The sequence below is a fragment of the Rhodococcus sp. NPDC054953 genome, from assembly GCF_053609225.1.
This window is the reverse complement of record NZ_JBSGXD010000013.1, coordinates 57,006-79,066: the sequence shown is the minus strand read 5'-3', so window position 1 is coordinate 79,066 and position 22,061 is coordinate 57,006. Positions and strand designations below refer to the sequence as shown.

Here is a 22,061-nt window from a genome sequence, read left to right as displayed (position 1 = left end):
GCCGAGGGTTCCGTCGTGTCACATCGGGCGTCGCCAGGTGAGCGGATGTGACCTTCGGGAACCACGGGCGGAGGGCGGCGGTCAGAAGGTGCTCGTCAGCAGCACCCGGTCCGCCGGGACCGCCCGGATGTCGACGCGGGTGATCCACAGCATCGGCAGCTCGGTGGACGTGGACGGTGTCACCGTCTCACCGGCCACCGCCGTCCAGGTGGCGAGGGTGGTGCGGGCACCGGTGTGATCGGTGAGGACCATCTCGTACCCGGACGGGTCGGTGCCGAAACCGCCGCCGGGCGGGGCCGGGTAGCGCACCACCGCGTCGATTCGCGAACCCCAATCCTGTTGGATCACCGACACATCGGCCGATACCGGGGACGCGGCCACCGGCTGCATCGGCTGACCGGTCACCGGCGCGGACGGACCCTGCGGCATGGTCGGTGACGGTCCGGTCGGTTCGGGCTTCGGCAGCAGTGCGACCACCGCAACCACTGCGGTGGCGACCGCGACCACCCCGACCGCCGTCGCTGCCGTGCGGATCCGATGCGGCGGCGGGCCCACCCGGCCGAGCAGGGTCGGCAGCAGGTCCGGTGGAGGGTCCCCGACGGCGTCCGCCCGGAGCGGCACCTCCGCGGCAGGCTCACCGCGCTCCGTATCCGGGACCTGCGCGACGCGGCGGGCGACGGCAAACAGCCACTCCCGGACGAACTGCGGATCCCGGCCCGCGACCACGGGACTACGCGCCGCCCGCAGCAACGCCTCCCCGGTGACCTCCTCCGCCCGCACCCGGTCGCCGGTCAGCCGCATCGCGTACCCCCACAGCGGCGCCGCGTGGTCCCCGTACAGGGCCCCCACCCGTTCCGCGTCGTCCTGCGGCATTCGACTCCTCCCCACCCGTCCACGGTATCGGGGTGGGCGGTGTTCGGCAGGACCTCCGTGTCACCTAATTGCGGTCGATCTCGATCGGATGAGTGGCGAGCAGCGACACCGGCAACGGTTGCCGGCGCAGCACCTGTGCCCACAGGTCGACGCGCGGCGGGCCGATCACATCGGACGGCAGCGCCGAGACCACCATCCAGTCGTCGCGTTGCAGTTCCCCGTCGAGCTGACCCATCGTCCAGCCGGCATAGCCCGCGAACACCCGTACCCCCTCGATGTGCGGTCCCACCTGGTCCGGGTCGCTATCGAGGTCGACCATCACGACCCGGCCGTGAACGCGGCGCAGGCCGGGGACGCCGTCGATGTTCACCCCGGTCCGCAGGGTCGCCAGGCACAGCGCGGAGTCGAGTTTGACCGGACCCCCGACGTGCAATGCCTTCGGCCGGGCACACAGTTGGGCCCACTGCGGCAGCACCGTGTGCACCGCGGCGTCGCTGGGCCGGTTGAGGACGACACCGAGGCTGCCCGCGTCGTTGTGCTCGATCATGTAGACGACCGTGCGCCGGAAGGTGGGTTCGGTGAGTGCGGTGGCGGACACCAGCAGACTTCCCGGTCGGACCACGGGTTCCGTCGGGGCCGTGCGGTCGTCGGGGTCGTCAGCGGGTTCCACCGGACAATCATTGCACCGCGGTGGCCGACTCGGGCCCCACGCGCGGGCGCTCCAGCCCGACGGTCTCGGCCAGCACGTCCAGGTGGTGGTCGAACAGCGCCTGGGGGTCGGTGAACGTGTCCGCGCCGTACTGGCCGAACACCTCGAAACCCACCGTCCCGAACAGCGATGCCCACATCAGCACCCCCCGCAGCAGCGCCTCGTCGGGCAGGTCGCCGGACACCTGCGCGCGGATCCGCGCGGCGTCCTCGTGCAGATGTCGCCCCGGCGCCGGGTCGGGGATCTCTCGCAGCAGTCCCCGGCGGTGCGCGTCGTCGACGATCCGGACCAGGGCGACCGCGACGCGGATGCCCGGCCCGGTGGTCCGTTCCGCGGGCGCGCGGTAGCCGGGGACCGGCGTCCCGTACAGCAGGGCATAGCTCGCCGGTTCCCGCAGCGCCCAGTCCCGGACCGCGTGACCCAGCGCCCGCCACCGGGCCGCCGGGTCGCCGTGGTCCACGCCGCCGACCGCGGCGTCGACGGCGTCCCCGAGCTCGGTGTAGCACTCGACGACCAGCAGTGTCAGCAACTCGTCCCGACTCGCCACGTACCGGTAGACCGCGGACGACACGACGCCGAGATCGCGGGCGACGGCCCGCAGCGACAGGGCCGCCGCGCCGTCGCGGGCGAGGTGCTGACGTCCGATGCGGGTGATGTCGGCGAGGGTCCGTTCGCGGGCACGCTGGCGCGGGGTTGCGGTCACCTCCCCAGCCTCACCCCCGCCGCGAGCACTGTCAACTTTAGAGAGCGGTGCTCTTGACTCGATCCGCGGTGTCGGTGCATGCTGAAAACGAGAGCGGTGCTCTCGCACCGTGAAGTCGCAGCTCGGAGGAGAACTGACATGTCGACACTGCACGTGGTGACCGGCGCCGGACCGGTCGGCTGGACCGTCGCGACCCGACTCGCGGACCGCGGCGACCGGGTCCGGCTGCTGACCCGCTCCGGATCCGGACCCGACCATCCCGCAATCGAGCGCCGCCGCGTCGACGTCGCACGGCCCGGCGCCATCGACGACGCCCTCACCGGCGCGGCATCGGTGTTCCACGCCGCGCACGGCTCCGCCTACGCCGCCGACGCCTGGCGACGCGAACTGCCCGCCACCGAGGCAGCGGTCCTCGCTGCCGCGGGCCGCGCGGGCGCGGTCGTGGTGTTCCCGGAGAGCCTCTATTCGTATGGTCCGGTCGACGGGCCGATCACCGAGGACACCCCGCGAACCGCGACCACCGGCAAGCTCGGGATCCGTGCCGACCTACTCCGGGCCCGCCAGCGGTCTGCGACCCCGACCGTCAGCGTCGCCGCGTCCGACTTCTTCGGGCCGCGGGTCCGCACCGCGCACGGCGGCGAGCGCGTCGTTGCACCCCTGCTCGCGGGAAGGCGGGTGCGGGTGATGGGCGCGTTGGACGTGCCGCACGCGTTCACCTACGTCCCCGATCTCGCCGCCGCGATGATCGCTGCCGCCGACGACCCGGCGCTGTGGAACAGCGTGCTGCACGCGCCCACCGGGCCCGCGGTGACGCAACGGCAGCTGGTGCAGGCCCTCGCGGACGCCGCCGGGATCGCGAACCCGCGGATCGGGGTGCTTCCCGGCTGGGCGCTGCGGGGCCTCGGCCGGGTGCACCCACCGACCAGGGAGCTCGCGGAGATGCTGTACCAGTTCGAACGTCCGTTCCTGCTGGACTCGCGGCGCAGCGAACGCCTTCTCGCCCTGACCCCGACGCCGCTGCCGCAGGCCGCGGCCGCGACGATCGCCTGGTGGCGGGACCGGGCCGCGGCACCCGCCGCGGTAGGGTCCGGCGGTGGGCCTCACTGACGACCCGGACGACGCCGGTCGCCCGCACCGGCGACTGCGGGCAACGATCCGCGCCACCCCCGACCTCGGTCGCCTGGTCACGGTCCGCTTCGCCAGCCAGTTCGGGGACGGCATGTTCCAGGCCGCCCTCGGCGGGGCGATCCTGTTCAACCCGGAACGGCACACCGATCCCCTCGCCATCGCCGCCGGGTTCGCGGTCCTGCTGCTGCCGTACTCCGTGATCGGCCCGTTCGCCGGGGCGCTCCTCGACCGCTGGGATCGGCGGGCGGTGCTGCAGTGGGCAAATCTGCTGCGCGGCAGCCTCATTCTCGCCGCGGCGCTGTGCCTGCTGTCCGGTGCGCCGAACGCCCCGGTGCTGCTGCTCGCCCTCGCCGCCGTCGGCGTTAGCCGGTTCGTCCTGGCCGGGGTGTCCGCGTCCCTGCCGCACGTGGTGCGCGAATCCTGGCTGGTATCCACCAATTCGGTGCTCGCCACCGTCGGTTCCGGGGTGTCCGCGGCGGGCGCGGGCACCGCCGTCGCCGTGATCGGCGTGCTCGGCACCGGTGACCGCGGCTCCGGCATCGCCGTCGCCGTCGCCGCCCTCGCCTCCGCCGTCGGCGCAGCAGCCGCGGCCGGATTCGCACCGCACCGGCTCGGTCCCGGAGCCGATGCCGCCGGGACAGTGCCGGGCACCGCCGCGGTCCGCGCGGTCGCGGCGGGCCTGCGGGTCGGCGCGACCGCGGTGTGGCGGGCCCCCGGCGTCACCACCGCCATGATCGGAATCGGCGCGCACCGCATCGTGTTCGGTATCGACACGCTGATCATGGTGCTGGTGCTGCGAGCCCCGGACACCGAGGCCGCACTGCCCGCCGGGCTCGCTGGCTTCGGGGTGGCGGTCGGGGCAACGGCTGGCGGGATGCTGCTCGCCGCGGTCGCGACGCCGCTGCTGATCCCGTGGATCGGCCGCACCCGCACCGTGGTCCTCGGCCTGTCGACGGCGCTCGTCGTGCAGGCGACGCTCATCGCGACCCTGACCCAGGGGTCCCTGCTGGTCGGCGCGTTCCTGCTCGGGCTCGCCGGGCAGACGGTCAAGCTGACCGGTGACGCGGCGATGCAGATCGACATCGACGACACCCGCCGCGGCCAGGTGTTCGCGCTGCAGGACACCGTCTTCAACGTCGCGTTCCTCGCCGCGCTCGCCGCCGCCGCGACCGTCGTCGCCCCCGACGGACGCACCCCGGCGCTCGCGGTTGCCGGTGCCGGGGTGTACGCGCTCGGCCTCGCCGCGGTGGCCCTCAACGCCCGCCGCTGACGGGCGCCCCAGCTCACCCGGCGGAGTCGGTCGGCGGCGTGTCGAGGCGCCCGTCGCCGTCGGTGTCCGCCAGCACCAGATCCAGCACTCCGTCGCCGTCGGTGTCGATGTGCAGCTCCGTGCTCCGCCCCCACGTCATCAGCATCGCGTCGACCCGGCCGTCACCGTCGGTGTCGATCCCGGTGTCGGTCCCGCCGTCGTCCGGTGCTGCGCCCGCCGCCGCGGGGGTCCGCGCCGCGGGAGCGGGGAGGTCCGGTGACCCGGTTTCCGACGCCCACGTCCCCGCCCCACCCGGGTCGGTGAAGTACCGCGCCGTCTCCGTTCCGACATCGAGGACGGAGAACTCGGCCACGCCGTCCCCGTCGCGGTCCCACAGCGCGTCGTCACGCCACCCGTCACCGTCGAAATCGAGTGCGACGGCGTCGAGTCCGCCCGGTGGGCCGAGGTCGAGGTCCGCCGGCGACACCCACGCGTGCGGGTCGCCGACCCCGGTCCCGAACACGTACTCCACCAACTCCATGTCGATATCGACGCGCGGCGGACGGGTCCGGTTCCGTCGCGCGGCCGTCCACCAAACGGTCGCCGAACCGAGAGATGGGCACCGACCGCTGTTAGATTCGATCCACGTTCGTCACGCCACCGGATCGAGAAGGGGGCACGATGTATCGACGCATCGGCGCACCGCTGTTGGTGCTCACGCTCGCCGCGACAAGCCCGCTGTTGTCCACGCCTGCCGCCGTCGCGGGACCGAATGCCCCGACGAATGCCTGCGGCGAAACGGGTTTCGACCCGTCCGCGTCGGCAGGGGGAGGCCCGGCCCCGGTGGGCAACATCGACATCCGGTACCCGTGGCCGCAGCTCGTGCCGGTACCTCTGCCGGATCCGCCGCAGGACCAGACGCGGGTCCCGCAGGCACCGCTGCCCGCCGACCCCTGCGCCGACCCGTGCCCGGACCTCACCGACACCGCACCCGACGAGCTGGCACCCGAGTCCGACGGGTCGTCCTTCGGGTCGGCGGGGTCATCCGGGTCGTCGTTCGGGTCGACCCCCGGATCGTCCGGATCGTCGGTACCGCGGTTCTCGATCCGCCCCGACCCGGAGCCCATTCCGATCCCGATTCCCGTTCCGGCACAACCGCTTCCACCCGCTCCCGATCCGCAGTCGCCGCCGGTCGAACCGGCACCGGTGGCACCGGCTCCCGCCGCAGCGACCGTCGACTCCACCTCCCTGGTCGCGCAGCTGACCGGGCCCGGCTCGATCAACCGCACCGACAAGCGGTGGCAGGTGAACGGCACCGATCTCGGCATCATGTGGGAATCCAAGCCGGGGGAGGTGGCGATCGTATTCGGAGACACCTTCGGCAAGGACTGGGCGCCGCCCGGCGCGAACGGCACCGACTGGCGCTCGAATGTGTTGGGGCACAGCACCGATCGGAACCTTGCCGACGGGCTAACGATCGACTCAATGGTGCAGGACAGCCGCTGTCATGCCGCCGAGGTGCTCGGCAGCAGGAAGATCAAGAATTGGGAGACCACCACGATCCCCACCTCCGGTTTCGCGTTGGGGGATCGGCAGTACATGAGCTACATGTCGGTGCGACGGTGGAGCGTGGTTCCCGGGATGTGGTACACGAACTACGGCGGCATCGCCTACTCGGACGACGACGGCCAGACCTGGTCCAAGGACCCGCACGCCAGGTGGGAAAACATCTTCGGCCTCAACAATTTCCAGGTCGCGAGCATGGTCCCGGCCGGTGAGCACGTCTACCTATTCGGCACCCCGAACGGGCGGATGGGCACGGTCGCCGTCGCGCGCGTCCCGAAGGCCCAGGTGCTCAACAAGACCGCGTACCAGTACTGGGTGGACGGGCAGTGGACGCCGGTCGGGGAGGCGTGGCCGACGCCGATCCTGCACGACACCGCGGCCGAGCTGTCGGTGCGGTACGACGAGACCCGCGACCTGTGGCAGATGAGCTACCTCGACACCCTCGCCGGGGCGATCGTGCTACGCCAGGCGTCCAGCCCGCAGGGCAGCTGGACCGAGGGCGTCCCCGTCGTCCGGTCCGCCGACTATCCGGCCCTCTACGGCGGGTTTATCCACCCGTGGTCCACCGAACACGACCTGTACTTCACGATGTCCGAGTGGGACAGCTACAACGTCTACCTCATGCGCGCGACACTGAAATAGTGGAACTGTGCGTGATTTTCACCCCTACTGGGGTAAAAGTCACGCACGGGCGCGAAGCGCAGCGGAGCCGCCTCTCTGCACGGGCGCGTCAGCGCATACTCCACCACTTCAGCAGCTCGGCCTCGGCCTCCTCGCGGGACAGGGGGCCGCGGTCCAGGCGCAACTCCTTGAGGAACGTCCACGCCTCGCCGACCTCGCGACCCGGCTTCAGGCCGAGCAGGGTCATGATCGCGTTGCCGTCGAGGTCGGGGCGCACCCGCGCCAGGTCCTCCTGCTCGGCGAGCCGGGCGATCCGGCCCTCGAGGTCGTCGTAGTTGGCGCGCAGCCGCGCGGCCCGCCGCTTGTTGCGGGTGGTGCAGTCGGCGCGGACCAGCTTGTTCAGCTGCGGCAGCAGGTCGCCGGCGTCGGTGACGTAGCGGCGGACCGCCGAGTCGGTCCACTGACCGTCCCCGTAGCCGTGGAACCGCAGGTGCAGGAACACCAGCCGGGACACGTCCTCGATCATCTGCTTGGAATACTTCAGCGCCCGCATCCGCTTGCGGACCATCTTCGCGCCGACCACCTCGTGGTGGTGGAAGCTGACGCCGCCGCCCGCCTCGTTGCGCTTGGTGTCCGGCTTGCCGATGTCGTGCAGGATCGCCGCCCAGCGCAGCACCAGGTCCGGGTCGCCGTCCTCGAGGTCGATCGCCTGCTGCAGCACGGTCAGCGAATGCTGGTAGACGTCCTTGTGCTGGTGGTGCTCGTCGATCTCCAGGGTCAGTGCCGGGATCTCCGGCAGCACCCGCGCCGCGAGCCCGGTCGTGCACATCACCTCGATGCCGTCGCCCGGATACTCGCCGAGGATCAGCTTGTCGAGTTCGGCGCGGACCCGCTCGGCGGTGATCCGGTCGATCTGCCCGGCCATCGCCACGATCGCGTCGTGCACCCGGGGGGCGAGGGTGAATCCGAGCTGGGAGACGAACCGGGCGGCCCGCAGCATCCGCAGCGGGTCGTCGTTGAACGAGACCTCCGGCGCCGCGGGGGTGTCCAGCAGGCCGGCGAGCAGCGCGTCCATCCCGTGCAGCGGGTCGACGAACTCCTGCTCGCCGTCGGCGCCGATCCGCACGGCCATCGCGTTGACGGTGAAGTCGCGGCGCACCAGGTCCTCCCCGAGGCTGGTGCCGTACACCACCTCGGGGTTCCGGGTGACGCCGTCGTAGGCGTCGGTGCGGTAGGTGGTGATCTCGATCTGCTGGTCGCCCTTGGCCGCGCTGACCGTCCCGAACGCGATGCCGGTGTCCCACTGGTTGTCGGCCCAGCCCTTGAGCAGGGCCTGCACCTGCTCGGGGCGGGCGTCGGTGGTGAAGTCGAGATCGGTGCCGAGCCTGCCGAGGACCGCGTCCCGCACGCTGCCGCCGACCAGGTACAGCTCGTGCCCGGCGGCGGCGAACCGGGCGCCGAGGGGGGTGAGCACGTCCGAGAGGCCGCGCAGGGTCACGGTCGCGGAGGCGAGCAGGCGTGCGCGTCGGTCGGCGTCGGGAGTCGGGGAAACCACGACTGTGCAGCTTACCGACCCGCGGCGCCGCCTTCGGAGCCCGCCGACCGTGGACGGCGAATGCCGCCGCCGCCCGCGCGGTGTGGGATTCGGGACCACTGTCGGGTGACAACTAGTATCGATTGGGTGTCTCCAGCCGAACGCGCGAACCGCAGCCGCCGCAACCCGCGGCGTCGCGGTGGGCACGGCGACCGCACCAACGCGCGGATGCGGACGGTGCGGGAGACCTCCGCAGGTGGGCTCGTCGTCGACGGCCTCGACGGTCCCCGTGAGCTGCAGTGCGCGGCGCTGATCGGTCGCACCGACCGCCGCGGCCGGCTGCTGTGGTCGCTGCCGAAGGGGCACATCGAGGCGGGGGAGACGGCGGAGCAGACCGCGATCCGGGAGGTGGCGGAGGAGACCGGCATCCGCGGCAGCGTCCTCGCATCGCTCGGCAGCATCGACTACTGGTTCGTCACCGAGGGCAGGCGTGTCCACAAGACCGTGCACCACTACCTGCTGCGGTTCCAGGGCGGGGAACTGTCCGACGAGGACGTCGAGGTGACCGAGGTGGCGTGGGTGCCGTTGACGGAGCTCGGCTCGCGGCTCGCGTACGCCGACGAGCGTCGTCTCGCGGAGGTCGCGGGCGAACTGATCGACCGGATGACCTCCGGGCAGGACATCCGGCGGACCCCCGACGGTGACAGGACCCGAGAGAACGGATGAGGACGGCTCTACGACGGCTTGCCGCGACCACCCTGACAGCACTGGCTCTCGCCGCCCCGCTCGGGCACCCCGCCCTCGCGGGCGCGGCCCCGGCCGGCACCGCAGCGGACCACACTCAACGCGCCGACCAGTCGCAGCAGTTCGTGTCGCTGTCGGTCGACTCCGTCACCCCGGGCACGGTGACCACGTCCAGCGTGCCGACCGTGACGGTGACCGGCACCGTCAGGAACGTCGGCGACCGCGCCGTCTCCGATCTTCAGATGCGGCTGCAACGCGGCCCGATGGTGGCGACGCCCACCGCCCTGCGCACGGTGCTCACCGCGGGACAGGACGACTTCGACACCGTCGGGCCGTTCACCCGGATCCGGGACCGGCTCGACGTCGGGCAGTCCGCCGGTTTCACCGTCGCGCTGCCGCTGCGGTCCACCGAGTCAGCATCGCTGAACATCGACGAACCCGGCGTGTATCCGCTGCTGGTGAACGTCAACGGCACCCCCGAGTACGGCGGCACCGCCCGCCTCGACGACGCCCGCTTCCTGCTGCCGGTCCTCGGGGTGCCGCGCGACCCGACGGTGTCCGACTCGGACGCGGGGCCGGTGCCGCCGTCGACGTCGGACCCGGTCGCGGTGACGTTGATGTGGCCGCTCGCGGACCGACCCCGGCTGGCGGCCGGGATCACCGGGTCCGCGGACGAGAAGCCGCGACTGGTGGACGACGAATTGGCCGCGTCGCTGGCCCAGGGCGGCAGGCTCGAGCAGCTCGTCGCGGCCGCCGACTTCGCGACCGGCGACGACCTGGACCGGGATCAGCGGCTGCGGCAGAGCATGTGCCTGGCGGTCGACCCGGATCTGCTGGTCACGGTCGACGCGATGTCCCGCGGCTATCTCGTCGTCGACGATCCGGCGGACCCGACCGGCCCGGCCCGCGAGGGCACCGGGCAGGCCGCGGCGACCGAATGGCTGGGCACGCTCCGGCAGTTGGCGTCCCGGATGTGCGTGACCGCGCTGCCGTACGCGCAGACCGACCTGACCGCGCTGCACCGGGTCGGCGATGCGACGCTCACCGCGCGCGCACTCTCCCGGCCTGCCGACCTCGTCGACGGCCTCCTCGGGGTGACCTCCGTCCGCGGCCTGACCTGGCCGGACTCCGGCGTCCTCGACCCGGCGGCCGCGGCGGAACTGTCCGGCCTCGGGCCGACGGCGCTGCTCGCGGCGAACACCGTCCCGGATGCGACCGGGCAACCCAAGGTGCCCCTCGACGGCGGCAACAACGGCGACCCGCTGTACGCGGCGCTGTTCGACGTGTCCGCCGCGACCGCCCTCGCCGCGGTCGGTGCGACCCCGCAGACCCCGACGTTCACCCCCGACGCCGCACGCTACGACCTGACCGAGGATTCCCGCACCGCCCGCCTGCAGGACGCCATCGGCGCGATGACCTGGGAGGCGCTCACCGCGCGGAGCACCGGCGCCCGGATGGCCGACGCGGCACCGCGATCGCTGCTGCTGGTGCCGCCGCAGCAGTGGACACCCGACGGCGACGAGGCCCGCGCGGTGCTGTCCGTCACGTCGACGATGCTGCGGTCCGGGTTGGCGGTGCCCCGTTCGGTGCCGGAGATCCTCGACCATCCCGCGTCGCCGCCGCCGCTGCGCCTGACCTACCCGGACCAGGCGGTCAAGGATGGGGCGCCCGCCACGGTCGCCGACGCCGCGGCGGCGTCCGCGCCCGAGATCGACGCGCTGACCGAGACGCTGGTCTATGACCCGCAGTCGACGTTGACCCCGGACGGGTTCACCGGACCGCTCGAGGCGGACCTGCTGCGGGCGATGAGCACCTCGGGTCGCCGCGACAGCGACCGGAGCATCGCGACGGCGACCGCGGAGCAACGCGTCGCGCAGGTGCGGTCGGCCCTGGACCGGGTGTACGGATCGGTGACGGTGCTGGCGCCGGGCGGCGCGTACACCCTCGCGTCGGAGCAGAGTCCGCTGCTGTTCGTCGCCCGCAACGACCTGCCGGTGGGAATCACCGTCCGGCTGCGGCTGTCGGCCCCGGACGGCATGACGATCACCGATATCGGCGATCAGCAGCTGCCCGCGCGCGGCAGCCGCGCCCTGCAGGTTCCGGCGCAGGTGACCGAGACCGGCAAGATGGTGGTCGACGTCGCGCTGACCACCGTGACCGGACGCGAGCTCGGCGAGCCGACGTCGGTGTCGGTCCGGTCGAACTCGTACGGCAAGTTGTTGGCGATCATCACCGGCTGCGCGGGCGCACTACTGTTGTTGCTTGCCGGACGGCGGCTCTGGCACCGATTCCGGGGTCAGCCGGACCCGGCGGACGAAGGGTACGAGGGGCCATGACGGGTAGCACGCGACGACCACCGGGCGGCGGCCCGGAGCAGGCGCGGCAACCGGCCGAACCCGGACGCGACCAGCATCCCCACCCGGCGCGGCCCGCCCGCGAGGCAGGTCCATCCGGGGTCGCCCCGTGGGAGCGGCACCCGGCCGGCCCGCCGCCGGATCCGCGGCGCCAACCACCCACCGGGCCCGTGCCGCGGCCCCACCCGCCGCAGCAGGCCCGGCCGTATCCGCCCCGGCCCCAGCAGCCCAACCAGCCCCACCAGCCCCGGCCGTATCCGCCGCAGCCGTATCCCCAGCAGCCGCCTCCGCAGCAGGCCCCCCCGCAGCGGCCCGCGCCGCCCGCCGGCGCCGGCGTCCCGCAGCCGACGCGGGCGGAGCCGCGGCGGGTCGAGCCCGCGCCGCAGGTCGCTGCGCCCGCCGCACCCCGCCCGGCCGGTGCGGTCGCGACCGCGCCCCAACCGATCGCGGACCCCGACGCCCCCGACGACCAGGACGGGCCGGACAACTCGAACTCCGGGCTGATCGCGTCGACCGGGTCCATCGCGATCGCGACGCTCGTCAGCCGGATCACCGGCTTCCTCAAGCAGGTGCTGCTGCTCACCACCCTCGGCGCCGCCGCGGCCAGCTCGTTCACGGTCGCGTTCACAATGCCGAACATGATCTCCGAGCTGGTGCTCGGCGCGGTGCTGACCGCGATCGTGGTGCCGGTGCTGGTGCGGGCGGAGAAGGAGGACGACGACCACGGCGCGGCGTTCGTCCGCAGGCTGTTCACGCTGTCCGTCGCGACGCTCGGCACGGTGACCGTCGCCGCGGTGCTCGCGGCGCCGCTGCTAACCCGGCTGTTCCTGCCCGAGCACGGCAAGGTCGACGAGCAGCTCGCCACCCATTTCGCGTACCTGCTGCTCCCGGCGATCCTGTTCTACGGCCTGTCCGCGCTGCTCACCGCGATCCTCAACACCAGGCAGGTGTTCAAGCCGGGTGCCTGGGCTCCGGTGCTGAACAACGTGACCGTGCTGGTCGTCCTCGCGGTGTACTGGCTGCTGCCCGGCGGCGACGAGGTGACCACCGTCCGGCTCCTGGTCCTCGGTCTCGGCTTCACCCTCGGCGTCGTGGTGCAGGTGCTGACGCTGCTGCCCGCGATTCGCAGGCAGGGCATCAGCCTGCGCCCCCTCTGGGGGATCGACAACCGGCTGAAGATGTTCGCCGGCATGGGCGTTGCGATCGTGCTGTACGTGCTGATCAGCCAGATCGGCCTGATGATCGGCACCCGGGTCGCCGCCGACGTCGACGCCGCAGGCCCGGTCATCTACCAGCAGGCGTGGATCCTGCTGCAGCTGCCGTACGGCATCCTTGGCGTCACCGTGCTCACCGCGATCATGCCGCGGCTGAGTCGCAACGCTGCCGACGAGGACATCCCCGCCGTCGTCGACGACCTGTCGGTGGCGACCCGGCTGACGATGGTGGCGCTGGTCCCGATGGTCGCCTTCCTGACCTTCGCGGGCCCACAGGTGGGCCACGCGCTGTTCGGCTACGGCAATTTCGGCGCCGACGACGCCGAACGCCTCGGCCACGCCGTCAGCTGGTCGGCGTTCACCCTGATCCCGTACGCGTTGGTGCTGATCCATCTGCGGGTGTTCTACGCCCGCGAGCAGGCCTGGACCCCGACCTGGATCATCCTGGGTATCACCGGGGTGAAGGTCGTGCTGTCCCTGCTCGCGCCCAGCATCGCGACCGACGACCAGCAGGTCGTCAGCCTGCTCGGCGTCGCGAACGGACTCGGGTTCACCGCGGGCGCGGTGATCGGCGCCGTCCTGCTGCGCCGCAGCCTCGGGTCGCTGCGGATGGCGAACGTCGGCAAGACCGTGGTGCTGGTGGTCGTCGCCTCGATGGCGGGCGGGATCGCGATGCTCGCCGCCGAGGAGGTCCTCGGCCTCGACCGACTCGGGGACCGGTTCGGCGGGCCCGGCGCGTTCATCCAGGTCGGGGCCTGCGCGATCCTGATGCTCGGGGTCACGTTCACGCTGCTGCGGTTCGCCGGCGTCCCCGAGGTTGTCGCGGGGACGGTCGCGGTGACCCGGCTGGTGAACCGGGTCCTCCGTCGGGGCTCGGGCCAGGCGGACACCGAGCCGCCGGCGCAGCAGACCACCCCCGCCGCGGCGCCACGGAGGGCGACCCTGGACTCGGTGTCGATCTACGAGGCCGACACCGAACTGCTCCCCGTGATCGGGGGTCCTCTGGTAGAACGCGGCGGCGGCACACAACTCCCGTACCCTGGTGCCCGACGTACCGGGGCGCCGACCACGGGTGATTCCGACGAGCTGCACGAAGGAGCGAGGGTGAGCGACGAAAGTGTTGCCGGCGGCCAGTCCGGCAGTTCCACGGTGGAGGCGTCCACGCCGACACCTCGCGCATCCGACTCGGAGTCCAGCCGTCCCGCCGACAGCACCCGCCCGGGCCCGCAGCCTGCGGCCGAGGCACCGAAGCGCCCGGCGGACAAGCGCACCGCCGACGGCCGGATCGTCCGCCCCGAGCGGGACCTCACGGTCGACACCGGCGTCATCCCGATCGGGTCGCCGCAGCTGCCCCCGATCCGGATCGGTGACGGCACCGGGGCGCCCCGCCGCCGGGCCCCCCGCGGCCCGCAGCTGATCGCCGGTGCATCGGTCGCTGGCGGCCGATACCGCCTGCTCGCCCCGCACGGCGGCGCCCGCGGCCTGAAGTTCTGGCAGGCGCACGACACCAAGCTCGACCGTGAGGTCGCGTTGACCTTCGTTGACGCGGAGCAGCGCGCCTCCGCGGACCTGTCCGACACCGAGGGCCCGCAGGCCGTGCTCTCCCGCACCCTGCGCCTGGGCCGGATCAACTCGCCCGGCCTGGCCCGGGTCCTCGACGTGGTCCGCGGCAGCTCCGGCGGCATCGTCGTCGCCGAATGGACCCCGGGCCGGTCGCTGCGCGAGATGGCCGACACGACGCCGTCCCCGATCGGCGCCGCCCGCGCCATTCGGGCGCTGGCCGCCGCGGCCGAGGCCGCGCACCGCGGCGGGGGCGCGCTGTCCATCGACCACCCGGACCGGGTGCGGATCTCGGTCGACGGGAACGCGGTCCTCGCCTTCCCCGCAACCCTCTCCGACGCGGACGCCCCGTCCGACGTGCGCGGGCTCGGCGCCATGCTGTACGCGCTGATCACGGCGCGCTGGCCGCTCGGCGAGCCGGCCCCGGCCCCCGAGTCGGGCACCCCGCCCGCCGCGCCCGACGCGCGGCCCGCCAACACCGTCGGTGGCATGAAGCTCGCCGATCGGGGCGGTGACGGGCAGCCGGTGGAGCCGCGCGCGGTGCGGTCGGAGGTGCCGTTCGAGATTTCCGCGGTCGCGGTGCGCGCGATGGAGACCGACGGCGGCATCCGCACCGCCGCGACCGTCCAGCACGTGCTGGACCAGGCGTCCGTGGTCGATCAGCAGACCGACATGATGCCCGCGCTGCGGCTCGGGCAGCGCCCAGCGGGGACGAGCGGGCACGCGCTGTCCGAGGAGGAGACCGCCGAGGTCGCGAAGGCGCGCGGCAACCGGATGATGATCGCGCTGTCCACCCTCGGTGTGCTCACCGTGATCGTGGTGGCGCTCGCCGTCTGGTGGCTGACGAACCTGTTGGCAGGCGGCAGCTCCGACGAGCCGCTCACCGAGCAGAACATCGGTCTCACCACGGGTGCGGAGGCGCCAGCGACGGAGGCACCCGCCGTGCCCGCGCCTGCTCCGGCGGCACCGCTGCCGGTGGTCCCGGCGGGCGCGACGGTGTTCTCCCCACAGGGGTCGGCCGACAATCCGACGTCGGCGGGACTGGCGGTGGACGGCGACCCGGCGACCGAGTGGACCACCGACGCGTACTTCGACCAGTTCCCCAGCTTCAAGAACGGGGTCGGTCTGCTCGTCGCGCTCGACGAGCCGTCCCGGCTGAACGAGGTCACGATCACGTCGCCGAGCGTCGGGACCCAGGTCGAGATCCGGACCGCGCCCAGCGATCGGCCGACGCTCGACCAGACCCAGGTGGTCGGGCGGGGGACGCTCACCAGCGGGGTGACGACCATTCCGGTGACGATGGACGGCAGCACCGGCCGGGTGCTGGTGTGGATCACCAAGCTCGGCACGGACGGTGGGAAGAACCAGAGCGCGATCGCGGAGATCGGACTCAGCTCCACTCGTTAGACACTTCGCCCGCAAAGGGGTGACTGGAGACCTCCTGGTCGGTTAACATCGCGCGTGCGAATCAACAGGGGGATCGCCGCGGCGGGCATGTCCGATGCCCAGCTGCTGGCGGCGCACGCGGCTGGGGAGCCGCGTGCATTTGCTGAGTTATTGAGTAGACACCAGGACCACTTGTGGCAGACGGCACGCCGGACCAGCTACAGCATCCAGGACGCCGAGGACGCGTTGCAGGAGGCGCTGCTGTCGGCGCACCGGACGGCCGCGACGTTCCGTGAGGATGCCGCCGTCCGCAGCTGGCTACACAAGATCGTGGTCAACGCCTGCCTCGACCGGATCCGGCGCAATCGGGCCCGCCCGACGGTGCCGCTGACCGAGGGAGACGGGTCCGAACCCGCGGAACCCCGCGACCCGATGGCGGACCGGGAGACGACGCTGACGATCGGGGAGGCCCTCGATACCCTCCCGCCCGAGCAGCGCGCCGCTGTCGTCGCCGTCGACCTCGAGGGCTACTCGGTCGCGGACGCCGCCGCGCTGCTCGGGGTGCCGGAGGGCACCGTGAAGAGCAGGTGCTCGCGGGCACGGAACAAACTGGCGCAACAGTTGAAATACATTCGGCCGGAGCGGAACCAAATCGGCTCGCCCGGAGTCTAATCCAGTGACGCGCGGTGCGAACCTGCGCCGCCGCTGGGATCCGCAGTTCACGATCGCAAGAAGGAGGTGTCATGGTCGCCGAGGGTGAGGACGCGCGTCGCCCCCCGCTCACTCCCGAACAGCTCGCCGATCTGCACGGTGACGTGCTATCCGACGACGAGGCGGACCGGATCCGGACCGCCGCAATGAACGACCCCGACGCCATCGCCACCCTCGCCGCACTGGACCGCGTCCGGACCGAACTCGGCGCGCTGCGGACGGATCCGGCGCCGGCGCCGCCCGCGCCACCCGAGGTGATCGACCGCCTGCACGCCGCGCTCGGGCTCACCGCCACCGACGAAGACCGGTCGCCGATCCCTGCGGTGTCCTCCCGACGACGCGATCCCGTCCGGATCGCGGCCGCCGCTGCCGCCGCCCTCGTGGTGTTCGCGCTCGGCGCGATCGGCATCACGCGCCTCGGCGACGACGGGCCGTCCTCCGCACCCGAGGAGACGGTGCTCGCCGACCCGGCGGCCATCCAGCTCGGCGACGAACTGCGGCCCGACGCCGCGCTCGCCGTCCTCGGTCGGACCGAGAACGGCAGCCTGACCGACCCGATCCGCAGATCGGATTGCCTGCGGGCCAACGGAATTGACCCGGCGACCCCGCTACTCGGGTCGGGTCCGGTCCGGCTGCGTGGCGCCGCCGGTGTACTCCTCCTCGTCGCCGGACCCCGCCCCCCGCAGATCACCGCCCTCGTCGTCGGGTCCGGTTGCAGCGCATCCAATCCCGAGACCCTGGCCCGAACCGACATCGGTTGACCGACACCGGGGAGCGTCGGCGCCCGCACCGGGCAGCAGGATCGACAGGATCGCGCCGCGCACGCCCTCGGTGTCCTCGCTCGGCGCGATCAGCGACAGGAACATCGCCGCGCCTGCGCCCAGCGCGATGAGGGCGCGCGCGGTGTCCGGGTCGGTTCCGGCGCCGGGAGTGGGTCCGGGGAGCAGCGCGGTCGCCGGGCCAGCGAAGTTGCGCCACAGCGCGGCGCGCAGGTCGTCGTGGTCGCGGAGGGTGGCCAGCAGTCCGGGCACCGCGGCCCGCACCTCCGGCCGCCGGAACAGTTCGGAGCTGCCGGTGACCACCCAGCGGATCCAGCCCTCCCGGTCGGCGCCGTCGAAGGGCGTCAGGTCCGGGGTCACGCCGAGCACTGCGTCGAGCACCAACTGGGCCTTCGAGTCCCAGCGGCGGGCGATCGCGGCACGGCTCACGCCGGCGCGAACCGCGATGGCACGGACACTGAGGCCGTCGAAACCCAACTCCAGCAACAGCTCTCGCGTCGCTGTGAGCACCTGTGTGTCAATGCGGGGGTCACGGGGTCGGCCCGAAGCGGTGGCATTCATTGCCCGTCATTGTCGACCACCGGGGCCGGTCCGACCACCGGACACGACCCGCCGCGGCGTGCCGGGTCACCCGTCCCTGCCTCGACATCGGGCGCCGGCCATCGGTGCCGGGGCACCCGACTACGATGTCCTCGACCACTGCGGCCCGGTCACGACGCGAATCGGGGGCGCACCACCACCGTCCGGACGACCCGGACCGGCCCACCGGGAGGGACGGCGTTGCCGCGTATCACTGCACCGACCGTCGCCGAGCACCGGGCCGCCCAGCAGCGGGCCCTTCTCGACGCCGCTCGCGAGGTGCTCGCCGAAGGCACCCCGGAGATCCCCGGGTTCGCGGAGGTCGCCGCCCGCGCCGGACTGGCCCGATCGAGCATGTACCAGTACTTCAAGTCCCGCCAGCACCTCCTCGACGCGCTGATCGAGGACTCCTTTCCGCGCTGGTCCACCCGAGTCGAACGGGAGATGGCGGCGGCCGGGTCGGCGGACCGGCGGGTGCTCGCGTACGTCCGGGTCAACCTCGACCTGGTCGCCGAGGGGGAGCATGCGATCGCCTCCGCGATCTCGTCGATCGCCCCGAGCGAGAAGGTCGGCGCGGCCGGGGCGGAAATGCACGCCCGCCTTGCCGCGCCGTTGGTGACCGCGCTGGCCGAGCTTGGAGTCCCCGATGCGGCCGAGACCGCGGACCTGGTGAACGCGATCGTGCACGCCGCGACCCGCCAGATCGAGGCGGGCAGCGACGCCACCGGCGTGCAGTCGCGGGCCGCCGCCCTCGTCGAGCCCTATGTGGCGTTCATCGCCGGACGGGCCGTACCGGGGAACATCACCCCATAATCTGGTGTTGAGCCAGACGACGTCCACTACCTGGAAGGCCCGCATGACTACCCCGACCTCGGTTCGTGACCTGATCATCGTCGGTTCCGGACCCGCCGGATACACCGCAGCCGTCTACGCCTCCCGCGCCGAACTCCAGCCGCTGCTGTTCGAGGGCACCCAGTTCGGCGGCGCCCTGATGACCACCACCGAGGTGGAGAACTTCCCCGGGTTCCGGGAGGGCATCATGGGCCCCGACCTGATGGACGAGATGCGTGAGCAGGCGAAGCGGTTCGGCGCCGACATCCGCACCGAGGACGTCGAGGAGCTCGACGTGACCGGTCCGGTGAAGAAGGTCGTCGCGAACGGCGAGACCTACTACGCGCACGCGGTGGTGCTCGCGATGGGCGCGGCCGCCCGCTACCTCGGCATTCCCGGCGAGGAGACGCTGCTGGGCCGCGGCGTGTCGGCCTGCGCCACCTGCGACGGCTTCTTCTTCAAGGACCAGGACATCGCGGTGATCGGCGGTGGCGACTCCGCGATGGAGGAGGCCACCTTCCTGACCCGGTTCGCCCGTTCGGTCACCCTGGTGCACCGCCGCGAGGAGTTCCGCGCGTCCCGGATCATGCTCGAGCGCGCGAAGGCCAACGAGAAGATCCGGATCGTCACGAACGCCGAGCCCGTCGAGGTGCTCGGCGAGAGCAGTGTCACCGGTCTGGTGCTCCGCGACACCGTCACCGGTGAGCAGTCGACGCTGCCGGTGACCGGCATGTTCGTCGCGATCGGTCACGATCCGCGCAGCGAACTCGTCGCGGGTCAGGTCGACATCGACGACGAGGGGTACGTGCGGGTGCAGTCCCCGACCACGCACACCGCGGTGGAGGGCGTGTTCGCCGCCGGTGACCTCGTCGACCACACCTACCGGCAGGCGATCACCGCGGCGGGCACCGGCGCCTCCGCCGCGATCGATGCCGAGCGGTGGCTCGCCGAACGCGGCGACATCACCGGCAACACCGTCGACGTGGCCGGTCGCCCCGTCGCCGTCGACGCCTGACCTGGCCACACCACCCACCCGTCCCCGAGGAGACACCATGGCGAACACCATCACCATCACCGACGACTCGTTCCAGCAGGACGTGCTCGACTCCGAGAAGCCCGTTCTGGTCGACTTCTGGGCGACCTGGTGCGGACCGTGCAAGATGGTCGCACCCGTGCTCGAGGAGATCGCCGGGGAACACGCCGAGAAGCTGACCGTCGCGAAGCTCGACATCGACGCCAACCCGTCCGCTGCGCGGGACTTCCAGGTCATGTCGATTCCGACGATGATCCTGTTCCAGGGCGGCAAGCCGGTGAAGCAAATCGTCGGCGCGAAGGGCAAGGCTGCACTGCTCAAGGACCTTTCCGACGTACTGTAGCGATCGCAACAGCCCCCGGGATTCCCGATATCCCGGGGGCTTCTGCGAGAATCACCCACTGGGTATTGCCGTCAGGACGAGGAAGGGTTCCCACGTATGCATCGACTCCGTCACGGCGATCACGGTCCCGCCGTTGCCGAGATTCGAGGCACCCTGTCCGCCCTCGGATATCTCCGCGGCGGCGTGTCGCTGACCTCCCGTGAGCCGGTGAACGGCTCGCAGTGGGTGGCCCCCGACGCCGTGTTCGACCATCACCTCGATAGCGCGGTACGCGCGTTCCAGCAGCAGCGCGGCCTGCTCGTCGACGGCGTCGTCGGCACCGCGACGTACCGGGCGCTGCGGGAGGCCTCGTACCGGCTCGGCGCGCGCACCCTCGCGTACCAGCTGTCCGCGCCGCAGTACGGCGACGACGTCGCCGCGCTGCAGACCCGGCTGCAGGACCTCGGTTTCTACTCCAGCCGGGTGGACGGCTACTTCGGCCCGAAGACGCACGAGGGGTTGTCCTCGTTCCAGCGGGAGATCGGCATCGCGTCCGACGGCATCTGCGGACCGCAGACGCTGCGCTCGCTCGATCTGCTCGGCACCCGGGTCACCGGGGGTTCGCCGCACGCGATCACCGAGGAGGAGTCGGTCCGACGGTCCGGACCGCAGCTGAGCGGCAAGCGGATCGTGATCGACCCCGATCTCGGCGGCGCAACGACCGGCATGGTGCTGGCGACGCCGAACGGCCCGATCACCGAGGCCGAGATCCTGTGGGACGTTGCGAGCCGGCTCGAGGGGCGGATGGCCGCCACCGGCATGGAGACGTTCCTGTCGCACCCGGCGAGCAGCAACCCGTCGACCGCGGAGCGCGCGGCAACCTCCAACTCGTTCGACGCGGACCTGATGATCTCGCTGCGCTGTGCGAGCAGCCCGAGCCGCAACGCGAACGGGGTCGCCAGCTTCCACTTCGGCAACTCACACGGCGCCACCTCCCGGATCGGGCAGGTCCTCGCCAACTTCATTCAGCGTGAAATCGTTGCGCGCGCACCACTTCAGGATTGCCGATCGCACGGTCGATCCTGGGACCTGTTGCGCCTCACCACGATGCCGACCGTTCAGATCGACATCGGTTATCTCACAAACGATTCCGACGTCAAAACCTTGATCAATCCGCGGAATCGCGACATCATCGCCGAGGCCATCCTGATCGCGGTCAAGCGCCTGTACCTGCTGGGTCAGGACGATCAGCCGACCGGCACCTACACCTTCAAGGAACTGCTCGCCGAGGAGCTCGCGAAGGCCGAACGGGCCTGACGGTCCGGTTCCGTTGCCCGGCGAGCGGGGCGGCGGTGCGGGTCAGACACCGATGGTGGACCGCGCGCCGCTGTCGGCGGTGGTCACCGCTGCGGACATCAGCAGCCGTTCCAGGGCGGACTCGACGTCGGCCTTCCAGCCGTGATCGCGGTCCAGTTCGAGACGCATCCGCGGATAGCGGTGGTGCGCCGCGACCACCTCGAAGCCCATGTCGGCGAGGAACCCGGCGTCGATCATGCACTCGGTCGGCCCGCACTGGTGAGTGCTGCCCGGCGTCCGGTCGTCGTCGGGTCCACGGACGATGCCAAACGCCTCCAGCGCACGCACGCCGCGCCGCACCAGATCGCTCACGACGGCCTGAATCAGGCTCGGCCCCACCCCGTCCAGCTCGGCGGCCGGTTCGAGCCGCATCGTGGTCAGCAGGACCGCGTCCGGGCTCACCGGGGAGGTGGGGAACAGGGTGGATCGGGGCACGTTGCCCGGCGGCGAGTAGAGCGCACACCCGGCGGGCCGCCCCTCGAGGGTCGCGACCTGCCCGCAGGAGCCCCACTCGAGCATGACCATCGACAGCCAGGCTTCCTTCTCGAACTCGGGGTCCGCGTACACGCGGGAGTTGCGCAGCGCGTCCGGGTCCATCTCCCAGAAGATGCAGCGGCGGGAGTGCCGGGGAAGCCGATCGAAGCCGTCGAGGGTGAGCGGACTGATGCGCATCGACACCCTGTCTCTCGCCTCCACGACGTCACGTCTCGGACCCGGGGTCGGCGACCGCGGGTCATCACCACATCCAGGATAGGCGATCCCGATCGTCCTGGCCGTTCCCGACCGGAGGCGCATCGGATGACGTTGGG

General features: G+C 72.0%; 18 protein-coding genes and 1 pseudogene. 12 read left to right on the top strand and 7 right to left on the bottom strand.

Annotated features, from left to right (window positions below):
• Positions 1–81 precede the first annotated feature (81 nt).
• The 3 genes from ACWF62_RS11360 to ACWF62_RS11350 all read right to left on the bottom strand — a co-directional run bounded on the left by ACWF62_RS11360 (position 82) and on the right by ACWF62_RS11350 (position 2,285).
• A complete protein-coding gene (locus ACWF62_RS11360) occupies positions 82–873 on the bottom strand; it encodes a sigma factor (protein ID WP_378569545.1) in 792 nt (263 codons plus the stop codon).
• Between the two features lie 64 nt (positions 874–937).
• Positions 938–1,543 (bottom strand): YqgE/AlgH family protein, encoded by a 606-nt coding sequence (locus ACWF62_RS11355; protein WP_378508660.1) that lies wholly within the window; start codon positions 1,541–1,543, stop codon positions 938–940.
• Positions 1,544–1,550: 7 nt separating this feature from the next.
• Positions 1,551–2,285 carry a TetR/AcrR family transcriptional regulator gene (locus tag ACWF62_RS11350; protein ID WP_378569546.1) on the bottom strand — a complete coding sequence of 245 codons (735 nt, stop codon included), beginning with the start codon at positions 2,283–2,285 and terminating at the stop codon, positions 1,551–1,553.
• Between the two features lie 138 nt (positions 2,286–2,423).
• On the opposite strand from ACWF62_RS11350, the gene ACWF62_RS11345 reads away from it, so the two are divergent.
• Entirely contained in the window at positions 2,424–3,392 is a 969-nt protein-coding gene (locus ACWF62_RS11345) for an NAD-dependent epimerase/dehydratase family protein (RefSeq protein ID WP_378569547.1), read from the top strand.
• Positions 3,379–4,683: an MFS transporter gene (locus ACWF62_RS11340; protein WP_378569548.1), complete on the top strand. Its 1,305-nt coding sequence runs from the start codon at positions 3,379–3,381 to the stop codon at positions 4,681–4,683. The genes ACWF62_RS11345 and ACWF62_RS11340 overlap by 14 nt, the downstream gene beginning before the upstream one ends.
• A gap of 13 nt (positions 4,684–4,696) precedes the next feature.
• On the opposite strand, the gene ACWF62_RS11335 is transcribed toward ACWF62_RS11340, so the two are convergent.
• On the bottom strand, positions 4,697–5,203 hold the full coding sequence (locus tag ACWF62_RS11335; RefSeq protein WP_378508664.1) for a hypothetical protein: 507 nt from the start codon (positions 5,201–5,203) through the stop codon (positions 4,697–4,699).
• Between the two features lie 140 nt (positions 5,204–5,343).
• On the opposite strand from ACWF62_RS11335, the gene ACWF62_RS11330 reads away from it, so the two are divergent.
• Positions 5,344–6,870: a DUF4185 domain-containing protein gene (locus ACWF62_RS11330; RefSeq protein ID WP_452630096.1), complete on the top strand. Its 1,527-nt coding sequence runs from the start codon at positions 5,344–5,346 to the stop codon at positions 6,868–6,870.
• Positions 6,871–6,958: 88 nt separating this feature from the next.
• On the opposite strand, the gene ACWF62_RS11325 is transcribed toward ACWF62_RS11330, so the two are convergent.
• Positions 6,959–8,404 carry a CCA tRNA nucleotidyltransferase gene (locus tag ACWF62_RS11325; RefSeq protein ID WP_452630095.1) on the bottom strand — a complete coding sequence of 482 codons (1,446 nt, stop codon included), beginning with the start codon at positions 8,402–8,404 and terminating at the stop codon, positions 6,959–6,961.
• Positions 8,405–8,464: 60 nt separating this feature from the next.
• Between ACWF62_RS11325 and ACWF62_RS11320 the strand changes: the two genes are divergently transcribed.
• The 5 genes from ACWF62_RS11320 (at position 8,465) to ACWF62_RS11300 (ending at position 17,113) form a co-directional block, all read left to right on the top strand.
• Positions 8,465–9,109, top strand: a complete 645-nt coding sequence (locus tag ACWF62_RS11320) for an NUDIX hydrolase (protein ID WP_452630094.1) — start codon at positions 8,465–8,467, stop codon at positions 9,107–9,109.
• Positions 9,106–11,463 carry a glycoprotein gene (locus ACWF62_RS11315; protein ID WP_452630093.1) on the top strand — a complete coding sequence of 786 codons (2,358 nt, stop codon included), beginning with the start codon at positions 9,106–9,108 and terminating at the stop codon, positions 11,461–11,463. The genes ACWF62_RS11320 and ACWF62_RS11315 overlap by 4 nt, the downstream gene beginning before the upstream one ends.
• On the top strand, positions 11,460–15,662 hold the full coding sequence (murJ, locus tag ACWF62_RS11310; protein WP_452630092.1) for a murein biosynthesis integral membrane protein MurJ: 4,203 nt from the start codon (positions 11,460–11,462) through the stop codon (positions 15,660–15,662). Before ACWF62_RS11315 ends, murJ begins: the two co-directional genes overlap by 4 nt.
• A 54-nt stretch (positions 15,663–15,716) precedes the next feature.
• On the top strand, positions 15,717–16,313 hold the full coding sequence (gene sigM / locus ACWF62_RS11305; RefSeq protein WP_378508670.1) for an RNA polymerase sigma factor SigM: 597 nt from the start codon (positions 15,717–15,719) through the stop codon (positions 16,311–16,313).
• A gap of 71 nt (positions 16,314–16,384) precedes the next feature.
• Positions 16,385–17,113 carry a hypothetical protein gene (locus ACWF62_RS11300; RefSeq protein ID WP_378569553.1) on the top strand — a complete coding sequence of 243 codons (729 nt, stop codon included), beginning with the start codon at positions 16,385–16,387 and terminating at the stop codon, positions 17,111–17,113.
• A 15-nt stretch (positions 17,114–17,128) separates the two neighbouring features.
• Here the strand turns inward: ACWF62_RS11300 and ACWF62_RS11295 are convergent.
• A pseudogene (locus ACWF62_RS11295) lies at positions 17,129–17,692 on the bottom strand (helix-turn-helix domain-containing protein); the annotation flags it as partial.
• Positions 17,693–17,911: 219 nt separating this feature from the next.
• Between ACWF62_RS11295 and ACWF62_RS11290 the strand changes: the two are divergent.
• From ACWF62_RS11290 to ACWF62_RS11275, 4 genes are all read left to right on the top strand, one after another.
• A complete protein-coding gene (locus tag ACWF62_RS11290; RefSeq protein ID WP_378508672.1) occupies positions 17,912–18,523 on the top strand; it encodes a TetR/AcrR family transcriptional regulator in 612 nt (203 codons plus the stop codon).
• A gap of 43 nt (positions 18,524–18,566) precedes the next feature.
• The gene (gene trxB, locus ACWF62_RS11285) at positions 18,567–19,556 is read left to right on the top strand and encodes a thioredoxin-disulfide reductase (protein WP_452630091.1); all 990 of its coding nucleotides are present in this window, start codon (positions 18,567–18,569) and stop codon (positions 19,554–19,556) included.
• Positions 19,557–19,593: 37 nt separating this feature from the next.
• Complete coding sequence (gene trxA, locus ACWF62_RS11280) at positions 19,594–19,917, top strand: thioredoxin (RefSeq protein WP_378508674.1); 324 nt, start codon at positions 19,594–19,596, stop codon at positions 19,915–19,917.
• Positions 19,918–20,013: 96 nt separating this feature from the next.
• A complete protein-coding gene (locus ACWF62_RS11275; RefSeq protein ID WP_378508675.1) occupies positions 20,014–21,213 on the top strand; it encodes an N-acetylmuramoyl-L-alanine amidase in 1,200 nt (399 codons plus the stop codon).
• Positions 21,214–21,255: 42 nt separating this feature from the next.
• Here the strand turns inward: ACWF62_RS11275 and ACWF62_RS11270 are convergent, their stop codons facing one another.
• Positions 21,256–21,930, bottom strand: a complete 675-nt coding sequence (locus ACWF62_RS11270) for a GNAT family N-acetyltransferase (RefSeq protein WP_378508676.1) — start codon at positions 21,928–21,930, stop codon at positions 21,256–21,258.
• Positions 21,931–22,061: the final 131 nt, after the last annotated feature.

What these genes read in the sequence shown, in the direction of transcription:
- ACWF62_RS11360 (WP_378569545.1), bottom strand. Translation starts at nt 873, where the DNA reads ATGCCGCAGGACGACGCGGAACGGGTGGGGGCCCTGTACGGGGACCAC.
- ACWF62_RS11345 (WP_378569547.1), top strand. Translation starts at nt 2,424, where the DNA reads ATGTCGACACTGCACGTGGTGACCGGCGCCGGACCGGTCGGCTGGACC.
- ACWF62_RS11335 (WP_378508664.1), bottom strand. Translation starts at nt 5,203, where the DNA reads ATGGAGTTGGTGGAGTACGTGTTCGGGACCGGGGTCGGCGACCCGCAC.
- ACWF62_RS11330 (WP_452630096.1), top strand. Translation starts at nt 5,344, where the DNA reads ATGTATCGACGCATCGGCGCACCGCTGTTGGTGCTCACGCTCGCCGCG.
- ACWF62_RS11320 (WP_452630094.1), top strand. Translation starts at nt 8,465, where the DNA reads ATGCCGCCGCCGCCCGCGCGGTGTGGGATTCGGGACCACTGTCGGGTG.
- ACWF62_RS11315 (WP_452630093.1), top strand. Translation starts at nt 9,106, where the DNA reads ATGAGGACGGCTCTACGACGGCTTGCCGCGACCACCCTGACAGCACTG.
- murJ (WP_452630092.1), top strand. Translation starts at nt 11,460, where the DNA reads ATGACGGGTAGCACGCGACGACCACCGGGCGGCGGCCCGGAGCAGGCG.
- ACWF62_RS11300 (WP_378569553.1), top strand. Translation starts at nt 16,385, where the DNA reads ATGGTCGCCGAGGGTGAGGACGCGCGTCGCCCCCCGCTCACTCCCGAA.
- trxB (WP_452630091.1), top strand. Translation starts at nt 18,567, where the DNA reads ATGACTACCCCGACCTCGGTTCGTGACCTGATCATCGTCGGTTCCGGA.
- trxA (WP_378508674.1), top strand. Translation starts at nt 19,594, where the DNA reads ATGGCGAACACCATCACCATCACCGACGACTCGTTCCAGCAGGACGTG.
- ACWF62_RS11275 (WP_378508675.1), top strand. Translation starts at nt 20,014, where the DNA reads ATGCATCGACTCCGTCACGGCGATCACGGTCCCGCCGTTGCCGAGATT.